This is a genomic window from Staphylococcus massiliensis CCUG 55927, from assembly GCF_000298075.1.
Lineage (GTDB): Bacteria > Bacillota > Bacilli > Staphylococcales > Staphylococcaceae > Staphylococcus > Staphylococcus massiliensis.
The window spans coordinates 1-24540 of sequence record NZ_JH815593.1 but is presented as its reverse complement, the minus strand read 5'-3'; the positions used below and the strand labels follow the sequence as shown (position 1 = coordinate 24540).

At 37.0% G+C, this 24540-nt stretch carries 20 protein-coding genes, 24 tRNA genes and 1 pseudogene; 2 read left to right on the top strand and 43 right to left on the bottom strand.

Annotated elements, in window-relative coordinates:
• Positions 1–128: 128 nt before the first annotated feature.
• Together A33S_RS0100495 and A33S_RS0100490 are read right to left on the bottom strand one after the other, a co-directional pair.
• Entirely contained in the window at positions 129–752 is a 624-nt protein-coding gene (locus A33S_RS0100495; protein ID WP_009384142.1) for a response regulator, read from the bottom strand.
• 1 nt (position 753) lies between these two features.
• Positions 754–1875 carry a GAF domain-containing sensor histidine kinase gene (locus tag A33S_RS0100490; RefSeq protein ID WP_009384143.1) on the bottom strand — a complete coding sequence of 374 codons (1122 nt, stop codon included), beginning with the start codon at positions 1873–1875 and terminating at the stop codon, positions 754–756.
• 137 nt (positions 1876–2012) lie between these two features.
• Here A33S_RS0100490 and A33S_RS0100485 point away from each other — a divergent pair, with 137 nt between their 5' ends.
• Complete coding sequence (locus tag A33S_RS0100485) at positions 2013–2843, top strand: RluA family pseudouridine synthase (RefSeq protein ID WP_017176440.1); 831 nt, start codon at positions 2013–2015, stop codon at positions 2841–2843.
• Positions 2844–3189: 346 nt separating this feature from the next.
• Here the strand turns inward: A33S_RS0100485 and A33S_RS0100480 are convergent, their stop codons facing one another.
• From A33S_RS0100480 to A33S_RS0100465, 4 genes are all read right to left on the bottom strand, one after another.
• Positions 3190–5367 carry an RNA degradosome polyphosphate kinase gene (locus tag A33S_RS0100480; RefSeq protein WP_009384147.1) on the bottom strand — a complete coding sequence of 726 codons (2178 nt, stop codon included), beginning with the start codon at positions 5365–5367 and terminating at the stop codon, positions 3190–3192.
• An 84-nt stretch (positions 5368–5451) separates the two neighbouring features.
• Complete coding sequence (gene ppx, locus A33S_RS0100475) at positions 5452–6984, bottom strand: exopolyphosphatase (RefSeq protein WP_009384148.1); 1533 nt, start codon at positions 6982–6984, stop codon at positions 5452–5454.
• A 10-nt stretch (positions 6985–6994) separates the two neighbouring features.
• Positions 6995–8380 (bottom strand): class II fumarate hydratase, encoded by a 1386-nt coding sequence (fumC, locus tag A33S_RS0100470; RefSeq protein ID WP_009384150.1) that lies wholly within the window; start codon positions 8378–8380, stop codon positions 6995–6997.
• A 108-nt stretch (positions 8381–8488) separates the two neighbouring features.
• The gene (locus tag A33S_RS0100465; RefSeq protein WP_009384152.1) at positions 8489–8896 is read right to left on the bottom strand and encodes a hypothetical protein; all 408 of its coding nucleotides are present in this window, start codon (positions 8894–8896) and stop codon (positions 8489–8491) included.
• 244 nt (positions 8897–9140) lie between these two features.
• On the opposite strand from A33S_RS0100465, the gene A33S_RS0100460 reads away from it, so the two are divergent.
• Positions 9141–10703 carry a M4 family metallopeptidase gene (locus tag A33S_RS0100460; protein ID WP_009384154.1) on the top strand — a complete coding sequence of 521 codons (1563 nt, stop codon included), beginning with the start codon at positions 9141–9143 and terminating at the stop codon, positions 10701–10703.
• A gap of 387 nt (positions 10704–11090) precedes the next feature.
• On the opposite strand, the gene A33S_RS12390 is transcribed toward A33S_RS0100460, so the two are convergent.
• From A33S_RS12390 to A33S_RS0100270, 37 genes and pseudogenes are all read right to left on the bottom strand, one after another.
• A complete protein-coding gene (locus tag A33S_RS12390; RefSeq protein ID WP_009384155.1) occupies positions 11091–11267 on the bottom strand; it encodes an SAS053 family DNA gyrase inhibitor in 177 nt (58 codons plus the stop codon).
• A gap of 17 nt (positions 11268–11284) precedes the next feature.
• On the bottom strand, positions 11285–11881 hold the full coding sequence (locus A33S_RS0100450) for a 6-phosphogluconolactonase (RefSeq protein WP_009384156.1): 597 nt from the start codon (positions 11879–11881) through the stop codon (positions 11285–11287).
• Positions 11882–11919: 38 nt separating this feature from the next.
• The gene (nagA, locus tag A33S_RS0100445; RefSeq protein ID WP_009384157.1) at positions 11920–13074 is read right to left on the bottom strand and encodes an N-acetylglucosamine-6-phosphate deacetylase; all 1155 of its coding nucleotides are present in this window, start codon (positions 13072–13074) and stop codon (positions 11920–11922) included.
• Between the two features lie 12 nt (positions 13075–13086).
• On the bottom strand, positions 13087–13557 hold the full coding sequence (trmL, locus tag A33S_RS0100440) for a tRNA (uridine(34)/cytosine(34)/5-carboxymethylaminomethyluridine(34)-2'-O)-methyltransferase TrmL (protein WP_009384159.1): 471 nt from the start codon (positions 13555–13557) through the stop codon (positions 13087–13089).
• A 4-nt stretch (positions 13558–13561) separates the two neighbouring features.
• Entirely contained in the window at positions 13562–14689 is a 1128-nt protein-coding gene (queG, locus tag A33S_RS0100435) for a tRNA epoxyqueuosine(34) reductase QueG (protein ID WP_017176439.1), read from the bottom strand.
• Between the two features lie 360 nt (positions 14690–15049).
• Positions 15050–15772: an amino acid ABC transporter ATP-binding protein gene (locus tag A33S_RS0100430; protein WP_009384161.1), complete on the bottom strand. Its 723-nt coding sequence runs from the start codon at positions 15770–15772 to the stop codon at positions 15050–15052.
• Positions 15765–17230, bottom strand: a pseudogene (locus A33S_RS11490) (ABC transporter substrate-binding protein/permease). The gene A33S_RS0100430 and the pseudogene A33S_RS11490 overlap by 8 nt, the downstream one beginning before the upstream one ends.
• Positions 17231–17421: 191 nt before the next feature.
• Positions 17422–18477 carry a PTS sugar transporter subunit IIC gene (locus tag A33S_RS0100420; RefSeq protein ID WP_009384163.1) on the bottom strand — a complete coding sequence of 352 codons (1056 nt, stop codon included), beginning with the start codon at positions 18475–18477 and terminating at the stop codon, positions 17422–17424.
• 100 nt (positions 18478–18577) lie between these two features.
• Positions 18578–18841 carry a hypothetical protein gene (locus tag A33S_RS0100415; protein WP_009384165.1) on the bottom strand — a complete coding sequence of 88 codons (264 nt, stop codon included), beginning with the start codon at positions 18839–18841 and terminating at the stop codon, positions 18578–18580.
• An 85-nt stretch (positions 18842–18926) separates the two neighbouring features.
• Positions 18927–19009, bottom strand: a tRNA-Leu gene (locus tag A33S_RS0100410).
• A gap of 496 nt (positions 19010–19505) precedes the next feature.
• On the bottom strand, positions 19506–19772 hold the full coding sequence (locus tag A33S_RS0100400) for a hypothetical protein (RefSeq protein ID WP_009384169.1): 267 nt from the start codon (positions 19770–19772) through the stop codon (positions 19506–19508).
• A 202-nt stretch (positions 19773–19974) separates the two neighbouring features.
• Positions 19975–20238 carry a hypothetical protein gene (locus A33S_RS0100395; protein ID WP_009384170.1) on the bottom strand — a complete coding sequence of 88 codons (264 nt, stop codon included), beginning with the start codon at positions 20236–20238 and terminating at the stop codon, positions 19975–19977.
• A 189-nt stretch (positions 20239–20427) separates the two neighbouring features.
• Positions 20428–21588, bottom strand: a complete 1161-nt coding sequence (locus A33S_RS0100390; protein WP_081502227.1) for an MFS transporter — start codon at positions 21586–21588, stop codon at positions 20428–20430.
• Positions 21589–21760: 172 nt separating this feature from the next.
• The gene (locus tag A33S_RS0100385; protein ID WP_009384174.1) at positions 21761–22228 is read right to left on the bottom strand and encodes a hypothetical protein; all 468 of its coding nucleotides are present in this window, start codon (positions 22226–22228) and stop codon (positions 21761–21763) included.
• Positions 22229–22519: 291 nt separating this feature from the next.
• Positions 22520–22594: transfer RNA gene (locus A33S_RS12145), tRNA-Gly, on the bottom strand.
• Between the two features lie 11 nt (positions 22595–22605).
• Positions 22606–22680: transfer RNA gene (locus A33S_RS0100380), tRNA-Cys, on the bottom strand.
• A gap of 5 nt (positions 22681–22685) precedes the next feature.
• Positions 22686–22757, bottom strand: a tRNA-Gln gene (locus tag A33S_RS0100375).
• 12 nt (positions 22758–22769) lie between these two features.
• A tRNA-His gene (locus A33S_RS0100365) sits at positions 22770–22842 on the bottom strand.
• A 2-nt stretch (positions 22843–22844) separates the two neighbouring features.
• Positions 22845–22918, bottom strand: a tRNA-Trp gene (locus A33S_RS0100360).
• Positions 22919–22929: 11 nt separating this feature from the next.
• Positions 22930–23010 (bottom strand) — tRNA-Tyr (locus tag A33S_RS0100355).
• A 4-nt stretch (positions 23011–23014) separates the two neighbouring features.
• Positions 23015–23090 (bottom strand) — tRNA-Thr (locus tag A33S_RS0100350).
• A gap of 5 nt (positions 23091–23095) precedes the next feature.
• Positions 23096–23168, bottom strand: a tRNA-Phe gene (locus A33S_RS0100345).
• 10 nt (positions 23169–23178) lie between these two features.
• Positions 23179–23254 (bottom strand) — tRNA-Asp (locus tag A33S_RS0100340).
• Positions 23255–23265: 11 nt separating this feature from the next.
• A tRNA-Met gene (locus A33S_RS0100335) sits at positions 23266–23339 on the bottom strand.
• Positions 23340–23360: 21 nt separating this feature from the next.
• Positions 23361–23453, bottom strand: a tRNA-Ser gene (locus A33S_RS0100330).
• Between the two features lie 10 nt (positions 23454–23463).
• Positions 23464–23537 (bottom strand) — tRNA-Ile (locus A33S_RS0100325).
• 26 nt (positions 23538–23563) lie between these two features.
• A tRNA-Met gene (locus A33S_RS0100320) sits at positions 23564–23637 on the bottom strand.
• A gap of 32 nt (positions 23638–23669) precedes the next feature.
• Positions 23670–23745 (bottom strand) — tRNA-Ala (locus A33S_RS0100315).
• Between the two features lie 18 nt (positions 23746–23763).
• Positions 23764–23837: transfer RNA gene (locus A33S_RS0100310), tRNA-Pro, on the bottom strand.
• Positions 23838–23847: 10 nt separating this feature from the next.
• Positions 23848–23921 (bottom strand) — tRNA-Arg (locus tag A33S_RS0100305).
• Positions 23922–23939: 18 nt separating this feature from the next.
• Positions 23940–24028 (bottom strand) — tRNA-Leu (locus A33S_RS0100300).
• 7 nt (positions 24029–24035) lie between these two features.
• Positions 24036–24110, bottom strand: a tRNA-Gly gene (locus tag A33S_RS0100295).
• Between the two features lie 3 nt (positions 24111–24113).
• Positions 24114–24195: transfer RNA gene (locus A33S_RS0100290), tRNA-Leu, on the bottom strand.
• 5 nt (positions 24196–24200) lie between these two features.
• A tRNA-Lys gene (locus tag A33S_RS0100285) sits at positions 24201–24276 on the bottom strand.
• A gap of 6 nt (positions 24277–24282) precedes the next feature.
• A tRNA-Thr gene (locus A33S_RS0100280) sits at positions 24283–24356 on the bottom strand.
• 8 nt (positions 24357–24364) lie between these two features.
• A tRNA-Thr gene (locus tag A33S_RS0100275) sits at positions 24365–24440 on the bottom strand.
• 11 nt (positions 24441–24451) lie between these two features.
• A tRNA-Val gene (locus tag A33S_RS0100270) sits at positions 24452–24527 on the bottom strand.
• Positions 24528–24540: the final 13 nt, after the last annotated feature.

The following is a 24540-nucleotide window of genomic DNA, read 5'->3' as shown; positions in this document are numbered from 1 at the left end:
GATATCTAAACGCGAATTAACGTCCAATCATGTAACTTTATTTTGAAGTATTTAGAATTTACAACTAAAACTTCCAAACAAAAACCCCGAGCTATCAATGCTCGAGGCCTCTAGTGTGTAATGAACTTTTAAATGAGTCGATTTTCCATCGCGTAAATGGCTGCCTTCGTACGATCCGTCACTTGTAGCTTATGAAAGATATGACTGACATGTGTTTTAACTGTTTTTTCCGACACGAAAAGCGTTTCCGCGATTTCTTTATTCGTCTTACCTTTAACAACTTCCGTCAATACTTCAATTTCACGCTTAGACAATTTATTCACTTGGTGCGGCTTATTCATGTCATCGTCTAATATTTTTTGAGCTTCTGGGTGGATCATTTTCTCATCATTTAACACACGTTCTATCGTTTCAATCAACTGATCGGGTTCAACATCTTTCATTTCATAACCATCAGCACCATTATTAATTGCAGAAATAACATGCTCATCATCGACATAACTCGTTAGTACTAAAACCTTAATATCCGGATAGTACTTTTTCAGATAACGCGTCGTATCAATGCCATTTAATTTCGGCATCACTAAGTCCAAGAGGACGATGTCAGGTGGTTCATTCGTTTTAAGATATTCAATAAAGTCTTCCCCATTTGAAAAGCCCTCTAAGACCTTAAAACTCTCTTTAGTTGATAATAGAAATTCGAGCCCTTGTCGAACAATATAATGATCATCAACAAGTATAATGCGATGCATATTATCCCTCCTCTTTCAATGGAATCTTAAGATGAATTGAAGTACCTTCTTGCTTAGTCGAAGCGAGTTTCATTTGACCATGAATCATGTGCGCACGCTGTTTCATATTATTAATACCGTGCGACTCGTATAAATTCTTGCTTGAAACATCGAATCCTTCACCTTGGTCGATAATGTCAACGATTAATTCGGTTTCAGTTTGTTCCAATTTAAGCTTAATATGGTTGGTGTTCGTATGTTTACGCGTGTTGTTCATAGCCTCTTGTATAATGCGATAAATATTTTCTTCAATACTGTGCGACACATCGATTAACCCGCTCACCTCAACATCTAGCGACATATCGAGCATCTTCGCATATTGCTTTAACGCCTGAACTAGACCATGTTCAAGTCCGATTGGTTTTAATTGCCAAATTAACGCACGCATTTCATTAACGGCTTGTTGGCTCGTTGATTCAATCGTTTTGAATGCTTTTAAACTCATCTCTTCTTGAGTTAAATTTTGCGCAGCGTGAGCAGTGACCTTCAATGAGAATAACATTTGATTGACGGAATCATGTAAATCACGTGCTAAACGGTTGCGTTCGCTAATTCGCGCAGCTTCCTTTTCCTGATCGGTTAAATAAATACGTTTAATGGCTGACCCAATTTGAAAAGCCACCGACTCAAGTAACTCTAAATCTTCCTCAGAATAACGCTTCGTTTCAGGCGTCGCAACATTTAATAATCCAAATTGTTCATTTCCTGAGCGGAGTGGAACGGTCGCATGGTGAGTAATATCATCCGTTTCATCCACATATTTCTTATTCGCAAGATTGATACGTGAACAATTGATAATATTAGACGCTTTCGTAAGTTTCTTTTTATGATAGGCCTGAACACACCAACAAGAACCCTCTTTCATATACTGGCAGTCCTTTTTCAAAAGAGCACCCGGTAAATGCACATCTGATACGAGTTCGTGATGTCCCTGATCATCTATAAAGAAAACCCAACCTGTCGTGAAATCACTGCCATCGACAAGAAGTTCTAGAGCGCCATGCAACATACTATATATTTCAGTTTCTTCATTTAAAAATTCAGCAATTTCCTTTAATAAGGCTAAACGTGTTGGTTTCTCCATAACCATGCTCCTAATAGATAAGTTCTATTCCTTCATTATACAATTAAAATATATTTAATGAAATCGTAGGAATTTAAAGTAATCTCACTTTCAAGATAGTGAATATGATAAAATATGTGAGTGATAAGGAGGCTATTATGAAGTTTAAAGTACCAGAGTCTTACAATAACTATACAATTAGAGAAATTTTCCAAGAATTAAAACTTCCTAAAAAGGCATTGCATGAATTAAATATGTCTAAAGACATAACAATTAATGATAACGCCGCTAAACTTACAGATAAAGTTGAAACTGGCGACAACGTATTTGTACCAAACCCAGAGGATAAAAGTAATTATTTACCAAGTTACCGACTAGCGAATATTATGTATGAAGACGATGACTTAGCCATTGTTAAGAAACCTAAAGGTGTTAAAACACATCCGAATGATTTAAAAGAAAGTAATACGCTCATGAACCATCTTATCTATACAATGGATACGGATTATGTTGAGCCTATCCATCGTCTAGACCAGGAAACAGTTGGCTTACTTATCGTCGCTAAAAATCCGATTATGAAGAAGATTCTTGACCGCATGCTAGAAGATAACCATATTAATCGTATTTATAAGGCGCATGTGAAAAGTCTATTACCAATAAAACCTCAAACAATCAATAAACCGATTGGTAAAGATAAATTCCATCCAAATAAGAGACGTATTTCAACTACGGGTCAAGCAGCCATCACTCATATCCTTGATTCTAAGATGATTAAAGAAGGTGTTTGTGAGGTTGATTTAAAGCTTGATACAGGACGAACACACCAAATACGTGTACATCTAGCCGACTTAGGTTATCCGGTCCTTGGTGACCCTTTATATGGCGACTCAACGCTAAGAAAGCTTAAACTTAACAGTCATCAAATCGATTTTACACATCCTTTAACTAAAGAACGCATATCCGTTTCGTTAGACGATACGAAAAAATAAATTTGAAGCTAGGAATAGCGAGATGAGATTTATGAACGCACATAAACCTATTTTACGTGAAGCAATCTCGTACTCGATAGCATCGTAAACGAATTTGTTAGAGAACCATATTTTAGACCTAAATTAAAAAGCTCACCTTAACCACATCATGTGATTAAGGTGAGCTTATCTTATGAGTTCTTGTTTAATAATAAAGTAATTTCCTAACAGCTGACTCCCAGGGGAGTAGCGTGAGTCTGGAGACTACAGGCTCCAGCCACGCCCCAGGAAAGCATGCTGTTAAGGAAATTAACTTATTTAACACTATTCAAGTCGAAAGAAGAACTATGGTCATAGATATAATGTCTTATTTACGATTGAAACGGCTTTTAAGCTTGTGTACCCAAGAAGAACGCTTAGGTTTCACAGGTTGACCTACAGAAGTCGTACCTTTATTTCTTAACTTTTCACCATACTCCATAGCTTCATTCATTAAATAAAGTTGAGAGTTTAATGGCTGACGGTCATTCTTATTGTAATGATACTTACCTTCTTTGTCCATGTAACGACCTTTTTGGTTATCAGAAAGTTGTAACTCTAAGAATTCTTTTAAGCGATTCGCAATTTTAGGATCATGTACAGGGAATAAAATTTCAACACGTTTAATCATGTTACGTGTCATAATATCCGCTGAAGATAAGTACATTCTTGAGTCACCGTTGTTATGGAAGTAGTAGATACGAGAGTGTTCAAGTAGACGACCTACTACACTTACTACTTCAATGTTCTCACTTACACCAGGGATACCTGGTTTTAAACAACAGATACCACGGACAACAAGCTGTACTTTAACACCTGCTTGAGATGCTTCAAATAATTTTAAGATAATAGCTTTATCAGTTAATGAATTCATTTTCATCATCATTTTACCATTACCATGTTGTCTATGACTTTCGATTTCTTTATCGATGCGTTCAATGAATTTATCACGAATATCAAATGGTGCTACGATTAATTCGTTGTAATCAGGTTTAACTGAATAACCACTTAAGTAGTTAAAGAAGTTCATCGCATCTTCACCGATTTGTTCATTTGTAGTGATAATACCCATATCAGTGTATAACTTAGCCGTTTTATCATTGTAGTTACCAGTACCAAGATGTACATAAGGTACCATCTTACCGTTCATACGTTTAACTACAAGCGTAATTTTACTGTGTGTTTTAAGATGCGTCATACCATACATAACGTGGCAACCTGCATCTTCTAACATTTTAGCCCAGTGTACGTTATTTTCTTCATCGAAACGCGCTTTTAACTCAACTAAAACTGTTACCTGTTTACCATTTTCAGCTGCATTTTTTAATGCTTCGATAATTGGTGAATCACTACTTACACGATATAGTGTTTGTTTAATCGCCATCGTGTTAGGATCTTCTGAAGCTTCACGAATGAAATCAACGATTGGTTCAAAAGATTCATATGGGTGATGGAAGAAAATATCGCGTTGTAATGATAAATCATAAACATTTTCATTGCCTAATGATTGTGGTGGTTGTGGAATGTATTTTTCGTATTTAAGATGTTTAAGTTTATTAGATAAATGACCAACTAAATCAGATACCATAGTTAAGTCTAATGGGCCATCTACATAATACACATCTTCATCAGAAACTTCTAATGTGTCGATTAACCAATCAATGCTTGTTTGGTTATCGTTTTGACGTCTATTATCGATTTCAAGACGTACAGCAGCACCACTTTTACGTTCTTTTAAGAATCGTTCGATTTCAATTAATAAGTCTTCGGCACCATCTTCATGGATAGTTAAATCTGCATTACGCGTAATGCGGAATGTATAAGTACTTAAGATGTCAAAACCTCTAAATAAATATTCAATGAAATGCGTAATGACATCTTCAATTAAGACGATATACTGCTTGTTATCATCATTGATTGGAATAAAACGGTCTAATAATGTAGGAATTTGAACGATAGCAGAGTTAATTTCTTCATCTGTATCGATATCCACGAAAATATTTAACGTTTTATTGTTTAATTTTGGGAATGGACGATATGCATCAATACCTAATGGTGTTAAAGTAGGTAAAATATCATTCTTGAAAATTTCTTCTAATTGTTGAAGCTGTGCTTCAGAAAGTTCTTCCGGGCGCACCATTTCAACCTGGTAGTTACGTAATTCATCTAATAATTCATTGTATCTTTCATATTGTTTTGTAACGTTTACACGATTCTTTTTCTCGATTTCAGTTAATTGCTCCTCTGGCGTTAACTGAGCTTTATTTTCAGGTTTGTCATATCCAAGTTTAACTTGGTCTTTTAAACCAGCGACACGAACCATAAAGAATTCGTCTAAGTTAGAACTTACAATAGAAATGAAGTTTAATTGTTCTAATAGAGGATTTGATTCATCGTAAGCCTCTTGTAAAACACGATAGTTAAAATCTAACCAACTTAATTCACGGTTGTTATAGTATTTAGGATTATTAATATCTACAGAATTGTTATTTGATGCATCTTTCACTATATTCCCCACCTTATCATACTTATATTTAGCTCTGTATAATTACAGAATATCATAAATGCATTCAACTTATTAATTGCCCAATTATAAAGTTTTTGTAAAGGTTATATTCATGTCTTCTTTTAAAATACGTTCAATGTGTTTTTTTTGTCTATTAGCTTGATACTCCTCAGCAACTGGTTCACCTTTGTAGTGAACAAACAAATTAAAGCCTTTCTTCTTAGCAGGCTGTAAATCAAGTTGACTTACAGAATTAATATTAGAAACATTCATCGCATTAACGAACTTAATAATACCGCCTAATGCTTGAATTTCATCAATTTCCTTACTGTCAAACCAGCCGATTTCATGACTATAAAACTTAAGTAATGTCTTGTTCTTGAAGCTTGCTAACAACGCGAGCGTAACACGATTCTTATGAGTAAAGCCATTGATGCTTGAATTAGAGATAATATAGAACGTATGTTGAGAACTTGAATCAGCATCTATAAAGGACCCTAAATAGTATAAGTATGCACCCTTTAGGAAAAGCTCTTTAAGATTATCTGAAACTTTAAGTTTCCCAAGATCATGCAACTGATTAAAAAGCATTTCTGCTAATCGAACACGTTGCTCAGCGCCCTTACTCTCAATTTTATATTCATTAGCTAAATGAAATAGCGCATCTTGTCTGACCTTTTTAGAATCGAATTCATCCTTATACGTTTTACTCAACTCGCTCATTACATACCCTTCCCTCAATCCTTTTCGAGAAAACGTGAATTGAGTAGCATCAATTTCTTCATACAACGTTTTAAATACGCTAACAGCTGGAAGGATAATATCCACGCGGTCTTGACTTAAACCATCTAAATTCGTTAAGTCATCTCGAGAACTTTTACGGATCATATCATAAACTTTTTGGATGTCCTTTTTATCCATCGTGTAGCCATGTACCCCCGCAATTGGGTAACTTAAATTTGACTGATGGATGCGCGCAACGTTACGCGCAGACCCACCAATCCCTACTAATGGAATGTCTTGATCTTGAATCCAGTCTAATGACTTAAATTGTTCAGATAGGAATTTTTCCATCTTTTTAATACTATTCTTATCATTATGAGGTTCACCGTTGAAGAATTTACGTTTTAACGTCACGACACCAAATGGAAAACTATGTGCGTGAATTAGCTTTTTATCTTTGAAAAGAGTAATTTCAGTAGAACCACCGCCAATATCTACTGTAACCCCATCAGGTACACTAGTTGTGTGGGTTACAGCATAATAACCGTAGTAAGCTTCATCTTCTTCAGGTACGATTTGAATATCAACATCAATCGCATCTTTAACCCTTTGAAGAATGACATCTTGGTTAGCAGATTGACGGATTGCTGCAGTTGCAATTGGATAAAGCGCATCGACTTTATATTTATCTGATACCTTTTTAAAGCTTTTTAAAGTGTCTGTTAATACATCAATACCTTCATCAGTCATTTGTTGATCATCTGTGAGATACTGACTTAACCTTGCAGGCGTTTTAATATTTTGTATTTCATTTAATCCAATCATGCGATTGTATTCAAATATTACTAAACGAATCGTATTGGAACCGATATCAATTAAAGCAATGCGTTCCATAACTGCCTCCTTATTTTGGGTGTACCATGTCTTCAGGATTGATCCATTCATTGAATTGTTCTTCTGTTAAATGACCTGAAGCTACTGCTGCTTCTTTTAATGTTAAGCCTTCTTTATGTGCTTTTTTAGCAATAGAAGCTGCTTTTTCATAACCGATGTGAGGGTTTAATGCTGTTACTAACATTAATGAACGGTTTAAGAATTCATCAATGTGTTCTTCAATTGGCTCAATACCAACTGCACAATTGTCATTAAATGTGTTCATACCATCAGCTAATAAATAGATAGATTGTAATGTGTTGTGTAAGATAACTGGCTTGAATACGTTTAATTCGAAGTTACCTTGAGAACTTGAGAAGTTCACTACTGTTTCGTTACCCATAACTTGAACAGCTACCATAGTTAACATTTCACATTGTGTTGGGTTAACTTTACCTGGCATGATAGATGAACCTGGTTCATTTTCAGGAATAGAAATTTCACCTAAACCAGCACGTGGACCTGAAGCTAACCATCTAATGTCATTCGCAATCTTCATTAAATCACCTGCTAATGCAGATAAGCTACCATGTAATTGAACTACTTCATCATGCGCTGTTAAAGCGTGGAATTTGTTCTCAGAAGAAACGAATGGGTAACCAGTGTTTTCTTTGATATAAGCAGCAACTTTATCCCCAAATTCTGGGTGCGCGTTAATACCTGTACCAACGGCAGTACCACCAATTGCAAGGTTTAAGATGTGCTTTCTTGATTCGTTAAGTAGTGTTTCACACTTATCTAACATATAGCGCCAACCACTGATTTCTTGACCTAATGTAACTGGCGTAGCATCTTGTAAGTGCGTTCTACCAATTTTAATAATATCTTGGAATTTGTCTTCTTTTTCTTTTAAAGTGTTGCGTAATTTATTAATCGCAGGTAGTAGTTTTGCTTCTACTTCGTGATATAAAGCAACATGCATTGCTGTTGGGAAAGTATCGTTAGAACTTTGTGACTTATTCACGTCATCATTAGGATGAACCGTTTCGTCGCTACCTTTTTCTTTTAGGTATTCATTCGCAACATAGCTCACAACTTCGTTAACGTTCATGTTACTTTGAGTACCACTACCTGTTTGCCAAACTACTAATGGAAAGTGCTCATCTAGCTCTTTATTGATAATACGATCACATGCTTGTACAATCGCATCTTTTTTATCATCGCTAAGTTTACCTAATTCATTGTTTGCTTTTGCTGCTGCACGTTTTAATTGTGCGAAGCCATAAACAACTTCTAAAGGCATACGTTCTTTACCTACTGGAAAGTTACGTTTACTTCTTTCTGTTTGAGCACCCCAATACTTGTCTGCAGGTACTTCGATTTCACCAAATGTATCATGTTCAATTCTTACTGACATCATAAAGCTCCCCTTTTTAATTAATAAATTGCTTACTTTAATTATACCATTAATTAAATTCAACCTTCAATGTACGAAAAACGTGTATGCTTCATTAAATTTCACAGTTTATTCTTTTAATGAAAACTTATCTTTAGCACGTTGAATAACCGCAATTGCAGTAAGTATGTAAAGAATGGCAGCGATTATTAAAGTAATTGGACTAAGTGTTACTAATGTTCCTAATAGACCGTTCAGCCCATTATAAAACGAACCTAATACATTAAATAGTATCGCTGTAATGATAAAGATACATACAACGCTCACTACAACACCCGTTTGGTTACTTTTAATAAAAGTATGTGCAGGAACATCTTCTTTAGTAAGCCCTTTAGATAAGTTCATTTGAAGCTCGACAACTTTAAAGAACACCGGTAGATATAATGCGCCTAAAGCAATCGGAAATCCCTTAATAGATAGCAGACTCACAATGACCGTTAGAATCATCAGATGTATCCAAAAACGTTTTAGTTTCATAATAAACTCCTTTTAATTCTTGTTAGTAAGTATTTTATCACAACTTGGTTTTGAAATTACATCAAGCTTGATATATCTGAGAAAAAGCGCAATTGTTAAAATTTCTAAAAAATTTTAAATATTTTGTTTTGGTTATTGAAATAGTTTTGATTACATAATACAATCATTACTGAATGATTTTGGTTTTTAATTTTTATTAATTATCAATTTTATTTAAAATTATTTTTATGTAGGAGGACATTTAATGAACAAGAAACTTATTTTAACTTTAGGGGTAGCGACATTAGTTTCTGCGCCGCTTTCTACTCAAGCATTACATGCCAAAGAGGACACTAAAGAACGTACATCATTATTACAATCAGCTAATAAAGATGTAGAACAAAAAACAGTTACATCTAATGCTGATGCTAAAAAAGCACTTCAATCAATTGGTAATAACGGTGGTGGCACAAGCTCACGTTCTAAAACTTCAAGTGTTGCTGGCTACAAAAACTATGAAGTAACAGAATCTAAAAAAGACGAACAAGGTTTCACTCACTACACACTTAAACCAAAAGTAAACGGTGTTGAAGCTGATAACGAAATCAAGCTACATACGAACAAAAGTAATAAAGTTGAAATGATTAACGGTTCAGTAGACAAGAAAAACGTTACTGTATCTAATCAACAAAAAGTTTCTAAGCAACAAGCAATCAAAAGTGCTTTTAAAGGTATCGGAAAAAAACAAAGCGAAGTAAAAAATATCAACGGCCATAAAGTTGTTGATGAGGCTAAATTACAAATCGACTCAGACAAAAATAAATTAGTTTACAATGTTAAAATTAATTACATTAAACCTAATTTAAAGAGCTGGGAAGTTAAAGTAGACGCTGAAACTGGTGAAGTTCTTTCTAAAGCAAACAACCTTAAAGAAGAAAACGTTCAAGGTTCAGGTACTGGTGTTAAAGGTGACACTAAAGAACCATTAAACGTATTCAACAACAATGGTACTTATGAACTTAAAGATACAACTAAACCAACAGTAATCGAAACGTTCGACGCTCAAAATACTAACGGTATCCAATCTAAAATTACAAATGATTCTCCTAACTTTACTAAAGAGAACCACCGTGCTGGTGTAGATGCGCATTACAATGTAGATAAAACTTACAAATACTATAAAGATACATTTAATCGTGAAAGCTATGACAACAATGCTGCTCCAATGGAATCAATTGTTCATTACCAATACAACTTAAACAATGCGTATTGGAATGGTCAATACATGATCTTTGGTGACGGTGATGGTCAACGTTTCACTAGCTTAGCAGCTTCTGATGACGTAATTGCTCACGAATTAACACACGCTGTAACTGATAAAACAGCTAAACTTGTTTATCAAAACCAACCAGGTGCTTTAAATGAGTCATTCTCTGACGTATTTGGTTACTTCGTTGACGATGAAGATTGGTTAATGGGTGAAGATTCTTATACACCTGGTCAAGAAGGCGATGCTTTACGTAGCATGTCTAACCCTCGTCAATTTAACCAACCAGATCACATGGATATGTACCAATATACTTCTCAAGATAACGGCGGCGTTCATATCAACAGTGGTATCCCTAACAAAGCTGCTTATAATACAATCAATGAAATCGGTAAAGAGAAATCAGAAAAGATTTACTACCGTGCATTAACTCAATATTTAACTGGTAACTCTCAATTTACAGACGCTAAACAAGCATTAATTCAATCTGCTGAAGACCTTTATGGTCCAACTGAAGCTCAAGCAGTTGAACAAGCTTGGAACCAAGTTGGCGTTAACTAATTAGAGCTAAAATGCTCAAAAAGCTGGGAACTTAATGTTCCTAGCTTTTTTAATGCCTACAATTCATTAAATAGCTAAAAAATTGGCTTAGCCTTATAATAATCCCCTAATAGCTGAATCCTAGGGGTGGGGTCCCCGGCACATATAAAAGAACAAAGAAGCTCATACTTCTTTGTAAGTTCAACTAACGAATTGAAAATTCGAGTTGAGCTTTATAAGTAAAATTTCAACAATTACGTCTATAGGGCTTTTCAAGAAGTATTCATGGTCACCTTAGAGATCACTTTCCTCCCCTAACCTTTGAAAATCCCTCGATTCCCCCGCTTACACTAATGCCTCAAAAACACAAAAAAACTCAACCACTTTCGTGATTGAGTTCAATACGTATTATTGTTCGTCGTTTTCATCTAAGTCTGAACGAACCGCTTCTTCATGCTCTTTATCATATTTCGCTTCATCGTTCTCTTCAGAAATTTGTTCCATTTCTTTTCCTAGTTCTACGACTTCATCGTAACCATCAACCATTTCATTCTCATGGTTAATATGTTTATCCTTCTCTGACATGAAGGTCATCTCCTTAATTAAGCAAAGTGTTGCGTAAAGTATGTTTTCACATCTTCAGGTAAGCCGCGTGCTGCTTCTTCGTCTAAAATAACATTAACCATACGGTGGTTATTAAGGCCAGCTGGTTCGAAGCTACTACCATTCTCTTCATATAATTTCTTAATGAAGTCAGCTTTGTTTGCACCAGTTGCAACAACCATAACCTCGCGCGCATTCATTAAGTTAGAATCAACTTTTAGGTTTAAACTGCCTTTTGCATCAACTGAAACAACTTGAAATATTAATTTACCTTTGTTGTCTTTAGTCTTAACTTTGTCCTTAATATAATTTTCAACGTTTTCATTATATTGAAGTGAGTGAATTTGTTTATTCGGTACACCTAGTGCTTTGTAGAATGAACCATTATTGTCGTAATCTAAAATTTCGATTTGGCTGAAATCAACTGGATGTCTATCAACATCTTTTTTTAATTCGTCTAAAATATGCATATCTTCTTCTTGAATGTGCACACCTACGATAGAAGTTGGATTATTATTAAATTGTTTTCTCATAATGTCAGCTACGTATGCTGTTGTTAATTCTTTGTTTCCAAAGACTTTAAAGTTCATTGCCATGATATACACTCCTCTTATTTCAATCAGTTTCAGTTTTGTCACTTATTATAAGCTATATACCCATTTTTAATAGTTTTTAAAACATTAATCTCATCATCTAATATGACAAGGTCTGCATCTTTACCTACTTCAATACTACCCTTTTGATGATGAATATTTAATGCCTTGGCTTGATTATAACTTGTTACGCGCCATAAATCTTCTAAAGATGCATGTGTGAAACGCATTAAATTCGCTAATCCTTCATTCATCTTTAAGATACTACCGGCTAATGAACCGCTTTCTAAGCGTGCTTCGTTATTTTTCACGATCACGTTTTGACCGCCTAAGTCATATTCTCCATCTGGCATGCCTTTTGCGCGCATCGCATCGGTAATTAAATAAAAGCGACGGTTCGTTTTCATTTGATACGCAATGTTCACCGCTTCAGGATGGGAATGTACACCATCAACGATTAATTCCGTATGTGCTAGAGGATTCGTCCAAGCCGCCCCGAAAAGCCCTGGCGCTCTATGATTGAATCCTTGGCCTGCATTGTATAAATGCGTGATATGTCTTGCACCTTTCGCAATCGCAGTATTCGTCTCTTCAAACGTCGCTACAGAATGTCCTAATGAAAAGATGATACGATCACTTAAATGTTCAATCGTTTCAATCGCACCTTCAACCTCAGGTGCAATCGTTACAATCTTAATCATTTGTTTCGACACATCATATAAATGTTCTAAATCATTAACACTTGGTCGTCTGACGAATTTAGGATTTTGTGCACCAACTTTATGTTCTGAAATGAACGGACCTTCTAAGTGAACACCTAATATTTCTGCATGATCCACTGGTGCTTGCTCGTGATAACTAGCAATGGCCGTTAAGGCCTTTTCAATGGCATCAAACGATTGCGTCATGGTAGTCGGTAAATAACTTGTTGTCCCTTCTGAAAGTAACTGTTGAGACAAATGCTTTAAACCAGCCGCGTCGGCATCCATCGCATCGTGACCATAGCCACCATGAATATGAATATCGATAAAGCCAGGCAACACGTGGTGACCTTTAGCATCCACGACCTCTAAGTCACCGTTGTAGTCACCTTCTGCGATACGTTTAATAGTACCTTGTGCAATTTCGATGTAACCGTGATGGATCGTCTTATATTCTGTGTAAATACGCGCATTGGCAATGACATAATGATTCATAAATAGGACTCCTTATTGAATTTCTGGATAGTCTTGTTGGCGTAAAGCTTCATAGATTAGAATAGCTGCAGTATTCGATAAGTTTAATGCTCGTACATTGTCTGTCATCGGTAGACGTAAAGCAGTATTTTCATACTTCTCTTTCACCCAACTTGGAAGACCTGTCGTTTCCTTACCAAAGATAAAGTAATAATCCTTTGATACGTCACCAAAGTCTTGAGTCGTATGTGGCTTAGAACCAAATTTCGTTAATAAGAAATAGTCGCCATCTGTTTGTTCAAAAAATGCTTCAATACTATCATAATACGTAATATCAACAAATTTCCAATAGTCTAACCCTGCACGACGTAACATTTTATCATCCGTACTAAAACCGAGTGGCTTAATTAAATGTAGTTTCGTATTCGTCGCCGCACACGTTCTCGCGATATTACCTGTATTCGCTGGAATTTCAGGTTGATAGAGTACTACATGATTTGTCATAAAACTAACTCCTTTTTTGTAATCCTTTTAACATTTCAGTTTGAACTTCTTCAATTTCATTATCATACTGTGAATCGATGTAACCTTTCGCATCATCACCTAGTATTTGTCCAATCGCCCAGTAAGCGGTAGCGCGTATCATTGGACGTGCATCGTTTTCTGCCACGCCCTTTAAAGTAGGAACCGCGTCCACTTCTTTAAAATGCGCGAGCGCTAAGATCGCATTACGCTGAATCGGTTTCTTACCGCGCCACGCACCTGCTAAATGACCATACGTCTCCTTGAATTCGCGATTAGACATTTGAAGTAACGGAACAAGACGGGGTTTCAATGTTTCAGGCTCAAGCACAATATCTTCTTGCGTCGTATTAATACCTCTATTCTTCGGACACACTTGCTGACACGTGTCGCAACCATAAAGACGGTTACCGATCTTGTAACGATATTCATCAGGCATGTAACCTTTCGTTTGCGTTAGAAAGCTGATGCACTTCTGACTGTTTAATGACCCGTCACCTACTAAAGCACCTGTCGGACATCGGTCGATACAAATCGTACAGTCACCGCAACTATCCATAATAGGATCATCCGGTTCAAACGGAATACTCACGAGCATTTCACCGAGATACGTCCATGTACCTAATTTCTGATTTAGAATGAAACCATTTTTAGCGGCATAACCAAGTCCAGCACGTTCAGCAACAGCTCTGTCGGATAACACACCCGTATCAACCATAGACTGAATATCAACATCAGGCACGCGCGCTTTAATAAAGTCAGCTAACTTATTTAAGCGAATACGCATGATACTATGATAGTCCATACCCCAAGACGCACGCGCAAACATACCACGACGATCACCACGCTTACTACGTGGTGCGTTCGGTAATTTATTCGGATAGCCTACCGCAATCGCGATAATTGAACGTGCAGTTGGTAGACTAAACTTAGGATTCGTTCTTAACTCAATATCATCCGTTGCTTCAAATCCTGAAGCGTACCCTTTTTCATGATATGCCTTTAACCGTTGTTTCAGCTCATCAAATGGATCCGCAGTCGTAAAACCAATCTCATCGATCCCGATTTCATGTGCATATGCAATGATTTCATCCTTCAATACACGAGTATCCATCTTATCCCTCCGTAGAAATTGACGTATTAATTTTATCATATTTTACAGTGAGCGTATGTATCGTTACAGACTTTTTCTCCATCCCCACTTGAAAAGCCCTTTAAGAAATTGATGCCCTTTCGAATCTAAATAATTTGTTTAGCTTGAGACATAAGTTGTGAAATAGAGCATTTAAACTTTATTGTTTGCAATTCTCAAATCAGCTGACTCCTAGGGGAATAGCATGAGACCGGAGACTACAGGCTCCGGCCATGCCCCAGGAAAGCATGCTGTTTAAGAGAATTGTTTAATAAGTCTCAAGCCCTTTTCAAAAAGAAGAACCGTTCGAATAGTTTAACTACCCTAACGGTTTTCATATGCTTATAAAACGCGATTTAGAAATTGCTTCGTTCGTTCATGACTCGGTTTCATAAATAGCGACTCTGGTTCACCCGCTTCAACAATTTGGCCATCTGCCATAAAGATTACTTTGTCACTAACCTCTCGCGCGAATGTCATCTCATGGGTTACAATAACCATCGTCATACCTTCTTTCGCAAGTTGCTTCATAACGGCTAAAACTTCGCCTACGACTTCAGGGTCAAGTGCTGAAGTTGGTTCATCAAATAGAAGTACCTCAGGATTCATCATTAACGCTCGTGCGATTGCGACACGTTGCTTTTGCCCACCGGAAAGTGTAGAAGGATAACTATCCGCCTTATCTTCTAAGCCGACCTTCTCAAGAAGTGCGAGTGCCTTCGTCTTAAGTTCTGACGTTGAAGCCTGATTCAATAATGTTGGTGCTAATACAAGATTTTCAACCACGGTCTTATGTGGGAAGAGATTAAAGTTCTGGAATACCATACCGAGCTTCTGACGGAGCTTATCGATGTTCGTCCCCTTTAACGTTACATCTTGACCATTTATAATGACCTGACCTTTAGTCGGTGTTTCGAGTAGATTCATGCAGCGTAATAGCGTACTTTTACCACTACCTGAAGGTCCTATAATCGCTACGACTTCCCCTTGATGAATATCTAAATCAATCCCCTTTAAAATCGCGTTCGTTTGAAATGATTTGTATAATTGGTTAATTTTAATCACTGACACTCATTCTCCCTTCAATATAAGCTAGTAATCGAGATAGTGTGAACGTTAGTACAAAGTAGAATAATGCCGCAATTATGAGTGGTGTGAAAGGATCAAACGAGGCACCTTGAATGACTTGGGCGTTATACATAATTTCGCTCACACCTATAATTGAAACAATGGATGATTCTTTAATGACTGTGACGAATTCATTACCAAGTGCAGGTAAGATATTCTTGATTGCTTGTGGCATGATGACCGCTTTCATAGATTGTTTATAATTGAGCCCTAAACTACGTGCCGCTTCCATTTGACCTTTATCAACTGCGTTAATACCAGCACGTATAATTTCCGCGATATATGCGGCACTATTGATAATTAATGCGATAATCCCACATACGAGTGCTGAAATATCTAAACCAAGTACCGCTGTCGTTCCGAAGAACACTAAGAATACTTGAACGAGTAACGGTGTCCCTCGAATAAATTCGATGTATACGACTGCTAGCCATTTTAAAGGTATGAAAGGACTTAATTTCATTAGGCAATGAGCCCACCTAATATTGCACCTGCAAGTACACCTATTATAGAAACGATGATCGTGTTCTTTAAACCTGTTGCTAAGAACCCGCCGTACTTCGCCAAGAACGAACCATCATCTAACATTGCTTTACCAGCCTTTTCCTTATATTGATCAATGAGGCCTTTATCCATAATATCTTTTAGAACTGTATTCACTTTTGCCATTAAGATTGGAGATGATTTAGGCATCGCGATCGCCGTTCCTTTATCTTTCGTATCAAATTCCCCTGGTGCGAAGGTTAATTCTGGATTCTTCATTAAATATGCTTCTGCTACAGGCCCTTCAATTGCTAAACCGTCAATTTTCCCTGTCTTTAATGACAGTATAAGTTCAGGTACACGAGCTAGAGCTTGAAGGTCTGAGTCAGGTAACTCATTCTTAACAAGTTCTTCTTGGGTCGATTGCTTTTGCGCACCTACCTTCTTGCCATTAAAGTCTTTGATATCTTTGAACGTATCCTTATCTTTCTTTTTCATGATCATCTTCTGTGGAACTTCCATATAATCTATGGAAAAGTCCACTTCCTTCTTACGTTCGGCTGTAGGCGTTAATGCTGAAATTAATAAATCTACCTTGCCTGTTTTAAGTGCGCCGAGTAACGTATCGAATTGCATATTCACGATTTGAAGTTCAACACCTAAATCCTTTGCGATACGTTTCGCTACTTCAATATCAATACCTACATATTCACGTTTACCATTAATTTGTTTCTCAAATTCATATGGCGCGTAATCAGCGGATAATCCGACACGTAAGACCCCTCGTTTCTTTATATCTTCCCATGTTTTGTCCGTTTCTTTTCCTAAAGCTTGACTTGTTAATGAACTCACGATGAGCAGTAACATTAATATGACTGACATAATCTTGGTGTAAATTCGTGATGTTGTCATGGCAGCCCCTCCTCTATTATGATTAATGATTATACAATCACATGAATTATTATGCAATATTTAATTCATATTTTTTTAAATTCCCTTTTCATATAGAAAAAGACCTGAGATGCTAAGATCTCAGGTCATCTAAATCAGACTTATTAAACGCACGTGGCTTTTCAAAAGGGAAAATCGATGGTGCATGTAGGTTATTTAACTGTTTCGAATTTAAATATCTTGTCATCGTAGCCTGGTAACCACTTCTTACAAACCTGGTGGACAATAAAGCCGCACACGAAAGGTATAATGAAATAACCAAAAATGAGTAAGATGATATTCATAATCGTATCCCCGTCCATGCGATTTAATGCATTGAGTGGACCGACTAATCCAGTATAACCAAAGCCAGCTGACATTGGCGTTCCTTTAATGCCGATTAAATAGGTGATGATACCGGCGATGACACCATTTATAAATAATGGCACCGCGATAATTGGATGTTTAAAGTAAACAGGAATCATCATCTTAGCTGCACCGACAATAAGGATCAGGTTAATACCTGTAGCATTAATACGTAGTGAACCGAATATAAACGTTACGCAGGCTGCAACAATACCCATATTGGCAGCACCACTGCCTAGCCCTGTTAAACTAATCGCAGTTGCGATAGCGACTAAAGAAATCGGTGTCACCATAAATAATGAGTAGAATACAGCGATTAGAATACTCATTAATAACGGATTAAGTTCTGTGAAACCATTGATCAGTTGACCTAGCGCTTTCGTTACCTTTGAAACATGTGGCAACGTAAGCAGCCCTATTACAGCACTGACAACTGGTATTAAGACAGGCAAGATAATCATATCAAATGAGCCGAACTTTCCATTTAAGAACATATATAATAAACAAGCAATCGTAAGTACGATAATTAAGTTAATAATATCGCCTATACCTTTTAAAACAATCGCCCCATCTTGAAAATGAAGCGCACCAGAACCAATCATACAAGCAGTTCCTACCATTGCTGAACCTGGACCACCGAATTTAAGCGCATTCGCAGCAAGCACACCAATAATGAATGACATAAAGAATTGAATAACTGTAACGATTTGGTAAATTAATTCTAAAAAAGGTTGCCCTTCCTTAAAGAACTTCAGCAATTCACCTAGCAAAGCATTTGGTAATAATGCGATTACTACCCCAGCACCAATGGCGTTTAGTAAATTGTTGAAGAAACTTTTGAAGGAAAACTTCGATTCTTCCATTGTTAATAATCTCCTTCTATTTGTTTACAATATCTATAATCATAGTATAAGGCAGGTAAAACTACAATAGGAGATTGCATATTTCGGTATCTTATTGCACTTAGAACGGAAGTCCGTTCCAAGCGATGATCCATACAAGCGGTGTTAGTATCGCAAAGCCTATCGCATTAAGCATAACGATTGGTTTCCAGCTACGATTATGAAGCATAGGTATAAACGTTAAAAGGATTAAAATTAAGCATATCGCCGGGAAAATAGTCATAGGTATGAGTGCTTTGTGCGTATCTAATATAAAGTGCGTACTTTGTGAAATGATAAAGTAAATATAATTAAGCAAACTGATAATCGTGAAAAACGGTTTCATAATGCCTTCCTTTCTCTTTATGGCTATTGATAATAGTTTTAACAAAAAAAGACGTTTCCCCATTAAATGAGGAAACGTCTCTTGATACCAGTGGCCGGGCTCGAACCGGCACTCTTATTCAGAACTAGATTTTGAGTCTAGCGTGTCTGCCAATTCCACCACACTGGCTAACCTTTAGAAGTTCAAAATATTAATCTTGTATCGATTAATATTTTATTGATTTAATATATTATACTATTAGTTAGACGTTTCGTCAATATGGTGCGATTGCTTAGTAATCAAACTACATGATAAAAAATCGAGCGAGTATATAGGCTAATACGATATTAACTATATTTAAGATCGCACTAATTTTCCATATCTTATGATGGCTTTTTAACGTCTTTGATAGACCCGATGAAACTAAGGCTAATGTGAAGGATGTTGCTACGAATAGCGGTACCCCAATCAAACGCCAAAACGCATCTTGAAAAATAACCATCGTAAACGAGAGTTGCGTATAATTCAAAATATTTAATATCCAGCATATATGACGATTCATAACATCACCTTCCTAAGCAATTGCTAAAGATATTCAATGTTTGCTCTTACATTGTTGAAAGTGACCACTTTAATCTATACATTTCTAACTTAGTATGAATGTATGAATTAACCTTTATAAAATTTAAAAGCCTACCCACATGAAATAAAAAATAATTGGGATAATAATAACTAAATTTAATACACAAAGTAGAATGTTTCTTACAAAGCTACTATCCGAGATTTTCTTAGCGCGTCTAAGTATAACATCTACAATTAAAATGATGATTGACGTACCGGCGAATAGAGCCACAAGGCTAAAGCCATCAACGACCTTGTTGTAACTTGCGACAATTAATAGTATAAGAAAGATGTAATTTAATATTTGCAGTAATCGCATTACGTTTTTCATCGTCGACACTCCTTTCTAATTTGATAAACTAAGTAAGTTTTTAAGTGTTTATTGAACTTTTTTTAAATGCCTTGCAATTAAGCATTAATCGAAATTCAACTCATTTCGTAAAACTTTTCTAAAGGGCTTTTCAAAGGTAAATAAAGGTCTTAACTGTGATGTCTTGATAATAATGTAAAAAAGCACTCAATTTGAATAGACGTTATTGTAAAGCAAACATGACGAACGTAGTTGTAAGCGTAACTAGGACATTTAAACCATTTAGGATCATGCTTACCAACCACAAGCGTTTGTGGTTCGTTGTATAGCTATGCATAAGTACTGAAACGAATAGTAAAACGACTGACGTTATCGCTAACACAAACATTCCAGCGAATAAGTTGCTTAAGCTATTAAATAAGATGATGAGTACGAATAAAGGTAAGTAGTTAAGTATATTGATACCAATTCCTACGATACGTTCCATATAATCATCTCTTGAGCGTTTCGTTTATAAACTATGATTAGAACGCCAAAAACGTTTCATTTAACATAACATAATGATATATTTTATATAAGTTTCTTTTAGTAAATAAGCATACTTAAATACGATAACATAATTTATGAAATAATTGCATATAAAAAAGAACTAGATCATATCTAGTTCTTGAATTTATTATCTAATTTTAGGTAAGCAAGTTGACGCGATAAAGCCTATGAATAGTAGTGCCCCTATCGACGTAAACATGATTGTATAATTGCCAATCGCTTGGATGTAACCAATGATAATTGGAGATACTGCTGTACCTAAGAATAATAAGAAGGTATTAACTGAAAGGAAGAATCCTTTGTTTTCTTTAGTTAATAAACCAATCTTAGAAATTAAGCTTGGAACAGCGAATGAAACACATGTAACGAATAAGACACTTAATGTCCCTATTATAAGAATGTTTTCAGAAAGTCCTAGTAGAATTAAGAAGACACTACCAAATAATAAGGCAAAGAATAAAACTGTTTTAACACTGTAACGGTCACTTAATCTACCTGAAGTTAATGATAGTATCATACCAATGACACCTAATAATTTAATGATATATGCGACTTCAGTACCTGCATTAATCTGAGGTGAGTTTAAGTAAAGATTTAAAACGGCATACATATTAACGAAACTCATCAATAATAGAAATGCTATAATATACGCTAAAATGATGCTTTTATTTTTACTAATTGATTTAAAATTACTAAAGAAGCTAATGATATCAATGTCAGCTTGTTTGTATGGACTTTTAGGTATAAAAAAGATTACTGCGATTAATGATACTAAGTAAATTACACTTAAAATAAGAAAGACATATTGCCAACCTAGTGAAGAAGCGATAAGCTCACTAAAAATTTGTCCGATGACACCTGCTAAAAGGAAACCAGTACTAATAAAACTAATTGCTGTAACACGTTTACGTGCAGGAAACATCTCTGTGACATATGTTAAAGCGACTGGTGAGAATGTCGCTGCAAATAGTCCTTGTAATGATCTTAAAATAATGAAGTATTGGAATGATTGCGCGAATGTAATCGCGAGCGTCATAATAGTTAAAATAAGTAAACCAGCTGAAATGACAACTTTTCGTCCGAATTTATCAGAAAGAATACCATAGAATAAACAACCTATCGCAAATGACAGTGAGAAACATACACTTGAAAGCGCGATACTACCCTTGTCTACGTGCAAACCTTCAGCAACTTGTTGCTCTATAGGAATCGCACAATAAAGACTAATCATCACGAAAAGCCCTATAAAGAAAAGGATAGTAGTTATCCTGTTATATCTTAATGACATGATTAACCTTCTTTCTTATAGAATTCAATATCCTCTATATTAGTTTTAAAGTTAATATTTGTAAATATATATTCTAAAATATGTAATATTAGTAATTTTCTTTTAATTAGGGGATAAACAAAAAGCACTGGACGCGATGTCCAGTGCTTTTAATCTATGTTAAATGATGATATTAATAGTAATAATTGTTATTCGTTACGTTAACAGATGTAACGGCAGTTTCGTTATCACCATAGTGGTTAACTGCTTGTTGTTGAGAAGGATTAGCTTGTCCAGTCTTGTTTAAATTAGTTGGATTGGCTTTGTTGTGTGTAGCTTGTTGACTGACTTGCCCTGAAGCGTTTTGCTGCTCTGAAATTTGAGTTTGAAAATTAGTAGACTGTTTAACACTGTAGTTGTCAGTAGGTTGACCTTGGTCTACTGAATTCGTTAAGCGTACAAGTTCAACGCGTTGTTGATTAGAATTCACTGCTGAATCGATGTGTTGAACAACTTGATGATCACTTACACTACTTTTCAACTCATTTATAGAATCGGCATAAGGAAGTTCAGCTGCTTGAGCAGATGAATTACTCATTAAGAAGAACATGCCGGCTATAATTACAGAAAAGATTAAAGAGCTCAGCGCTTTAAGTTTCATCTATAACCCTCCTATTCAATTATGTTGTCTTGCAAATTAATTATAGCATACTTAATTAGTAAAATTGAAGAAATTTAATACACTTAATCAAATATTCATATTAATTTAACTATGAGTTAATAAACATCTTGAATATAGAGTATTTATAGTTATAACTGATACATATAATTTTAACATTTAAAATAACTGGTTGAATTAAACTATTGAGATTTGAAAAAGAAGGTTTGTTAACTTGAATGGTAGATTTCTAAAAAAAGGCATAAAAAAAGCTTCCATTCTGGAAGTAATAATTGGAGCGGAAGATAGGACTTACACCTATATCTCATTCCGGGAAGGAATGTGTTCTAAGAGTTGAACTACTCCCGCATAAATATCAATGGAGGCGGCAACCGGATTTGAACCGGTGAATAGAGGTTTTGCAGACCTCGGCCTTACCACTTGGCTATGCCGCCAATAACTGGGCTAGCTGGATTCGAACCAGCGCGTGACGGAGTCAAAGTCCGTTGCCTTACCGCTTGGCTATAGCCCATTAATAATAAAGGGCGGTTGATGGGAATCGAACCCACGAATGCCGGAACCACAATCCGGTGCGTTAACCACTTCGCCACAACCGCCATGGCAGGGACAGTAGGAATCGAACCCACATCAAAGGTTTTGGAGACCTCTATTCTACCGTTGAACTATGCCCCTATTGATATGAGTGGAGGGGGGCAGATTCGAACTGCCGAACCCGAAGGAGCGGATTTACAGTCCGCCGCGTTTAGCCACTTCGCTACCCCTCCAAGATGGTGCCGGCCAGAGGACTTGAACCCCCAACCTACTGATTACAAGTCAGTTGCTCTACCAGTTGAGCTAGGCCGGCTAATATGGTTCAGGACAGAATCGAACTGCCGACACAAGGATTTTCAGTCCTTTGCTCTACCGACTGAGCTACTGAACCATAATAACAATGGCGGTCCCGACGGGAATCGAACCCGCGATCTCCTGCGTGACAGGCAGGCGTGTTAACCGCTACACTACGGGACCTAAATATAAAATTGCGGGAGGCGGATTCGAACCACCGACCTTCGGGTTATGAGCCCGACGAGCTACCGAACTGCTCCATCCCGCGATAATAGTATTTAAATAAAAATGGCGGAGGAAGAGGGATTCGAACCCCCGCGGGCCGTTAAGCCCCTGTCGGTTTTCAAGACCGATCCCTTCAGCCGGACTTGGGTATTCCTCCAAAAATTATATGGACCTTGCAGGATTCGAACCTGCGACCGAACGGTTATGAGCCGTTAGCTCTAACCAACTGAGCTAAAGGTCCTAAATATAATCCGTAATTAATATTAGTGGCGGCGGAGGGGATCGAACCCCCGACCTCACGGGTATGAACCGTACGCTCTAGCCAGCTGAGCTACGCCGCCCTATTATCTATTTCTCTTTATTTTCATTTAAATGGTGGAGAATAGCGGGTTCGAACCGCTGACCTCCTGCGTGCAAAGCAGGCGCTCTCCCAGCTGAGCTAATCCCCCATTACTAAAACTTAGTAGTCGGGAAGACAGGATTCGAACCTACGACCCCTTGGTCCCAAACCAAGTGCTCTACCAAGCTGAGCTACTTCCCGTATAAATGAACGCGCCCGATAGGAGTCGAACCCATAGCCTTTTGATCCGTAGTCAAACGCTCTATCCAGTTGAGCTACGGGCGCATATATTTTAATGAATAATGGTGCCGAGGACCGGAATCGAACCGGTACGGTAATCTCTTACCGCAGGATTTTAAGTCCTGTGCGTCTGCCAGTTCCGCCACCCCGGCAAAATAATGGAGCAGAAGACGGGATTCGAACCCGCGACCCCAACCTTGGCAAGGTTGTATTCTACCGCTGAACTACTTCTGCATATGCGGGTGAAGGGAGTCGAACCCCCACGCCGTGAGGCGCTAGATCCTAAGTCTAGTGCGTCTGCCAATTCCGCCACACCCGCTTAAATGGTGAGCCATAGAGGATTCGAACCTCTGACCCTCTGATTAAAAGTCAGATGCTCTACCAACTGAGCTAATGGCTCTTGAGATGGTGCCGGCCAGAGGACTTGAACCCCCAACCTACTGATTACAAGTCAGTTGCTCTACCAACTGAGCTAATGGCTCTTGAGATGGTGCCGGCCAGAGGACTTGAACCCCCAACCTACTGATTACAAGTCAGTTGCTCTACCAGTTGAGCTAGGCCGGCTAATATTTAAATGGTGGAGAATGACGGGTTCGAACCGCCGACCCTCTGCTTGTAAGGCAGATGCTCTCCCAGCTGAGCTAATTCTCCTATATGTAATAGC

Bases quoted from the DNA above. Each gene is read 5' to 3' on its own strand.
- A33S_RS0100495 (WP_009384142.1), bottom strand. From the start codon at position 752: ATGCATCGCATTATACTTGTTGATGATCATTATATTGTTCGACAAGGG.
- A33S_RS0100490 (WP_009384143.1), bottom strand. From the start codon at position 1,875: ATGGAGAAACCAACACGTTTAGCCTTATTAAAGGAAATTGCTGAATTT.
- A33S_RS0100485 (WP_017176440.1), top strand. From the start codon at position 2,013: ATGAAGTTTAAAGTACCAGAGTCTTACAATAACTATACAATTAGAGAA.
- ppx (WP_009384148.1), bottom strand. From the start codon at position 6,984: ATGGAACGCATTGCTTTAATTGATATCGGTTCCAATACGATTCGTTTA.
- fumC (WP_009384150.1), bottom strand. From the start codon at position 8,380: ATGTCAGTAAGAATTGAACATGATACATTTGGTGAAATCGAAGTACCT.
- A33S_RS0100465 (WP_009384152.1), bottom strand. From the start codon at position 8,896: ATGAAACTAAAACGTTTTTGGATACATCTGATGATTCTAACGGTCATT.
- A33S_RS0100460 (WP_009384154.1), top strand. From the start codon at position 9,141: ATGAACAAGAAACTTATTTTAACTTTAGGGGTAGCGACATTAGTTTCT.
- A33S_RS12390 (WP_009384155.1), bottom strand. From the start codon at position 11,267: ATGTCAGAGAAGGATAAACATATTAACCATGAGAATGAAATGGTTGAT.
- A33S_RS0100450 (WP_009384156.1), bottom strand. From the start codon at position 11,881: ATGGCAATGAACTTTAAAGTCTTTGGAAACAAAGAATTAACAACAGCA.
- nagA (WP_009384157.1), bottom strand. From the start codon at position 13,074: ATGAATCATTATGTCATTGCCAATGCGCGTATTTACACAGAATATAAG.
- trmL (WP_009384159.1), bottom strand. From the start codon at position 13,557: ATGACAAATCATGTAGTACTCTATCAACCTGAAATTCCAGCGAATACA.
- queG (WP_017176439.1), bottom strand. From the start codon at position 14,689: ATGGATACTCGTGTATTGAAGGATGAAATCATTGCATATGCACATGAA.
- A33S_RS0100420 (WP_009384163.1), bottom strand. From the start codon at position 18,477: ATGGAAGAATCGAAGTTTTCCTTCAAAAGTTTCTTCAACAATTTACTA.
- A33S_RS0100415 (WP_009384165.1), bottom strand. From the start codon at position 18,841: ATGAAACCGTTTTTCACGATTATCAGTTTGCTTAATTATATTTACTTT.
- A33S_RS0100400 (WP_009384169.1), bottom strand. From the start codon at position 19,772: ATGAAAAACGTAATGCGATTACTGCAAATATTAAATTACATCTTTCTT.
- A33S_RS0100395 (WP_009384170.1), bottom strand. From the start codon at position 20,238: ATGGAACGTATCGTAGGAATTGGTATCAATATACTTAACTACTTACCT.
- A33S_RS0100390 (WP_081502227.1), bottom strand. From the start codon at position 21,588: ATGTCATTAAGATATAACAGGATAACTACTATCCTTTTCTTTATAGGG.
- A33S_RS0100385 (WP_009384174.1), bottom strand. From the start codon at position 22,228: ATGAAACTTAAAGCGCTGAGCTCTTTAATCTTTTCTGTAATTATAGCC.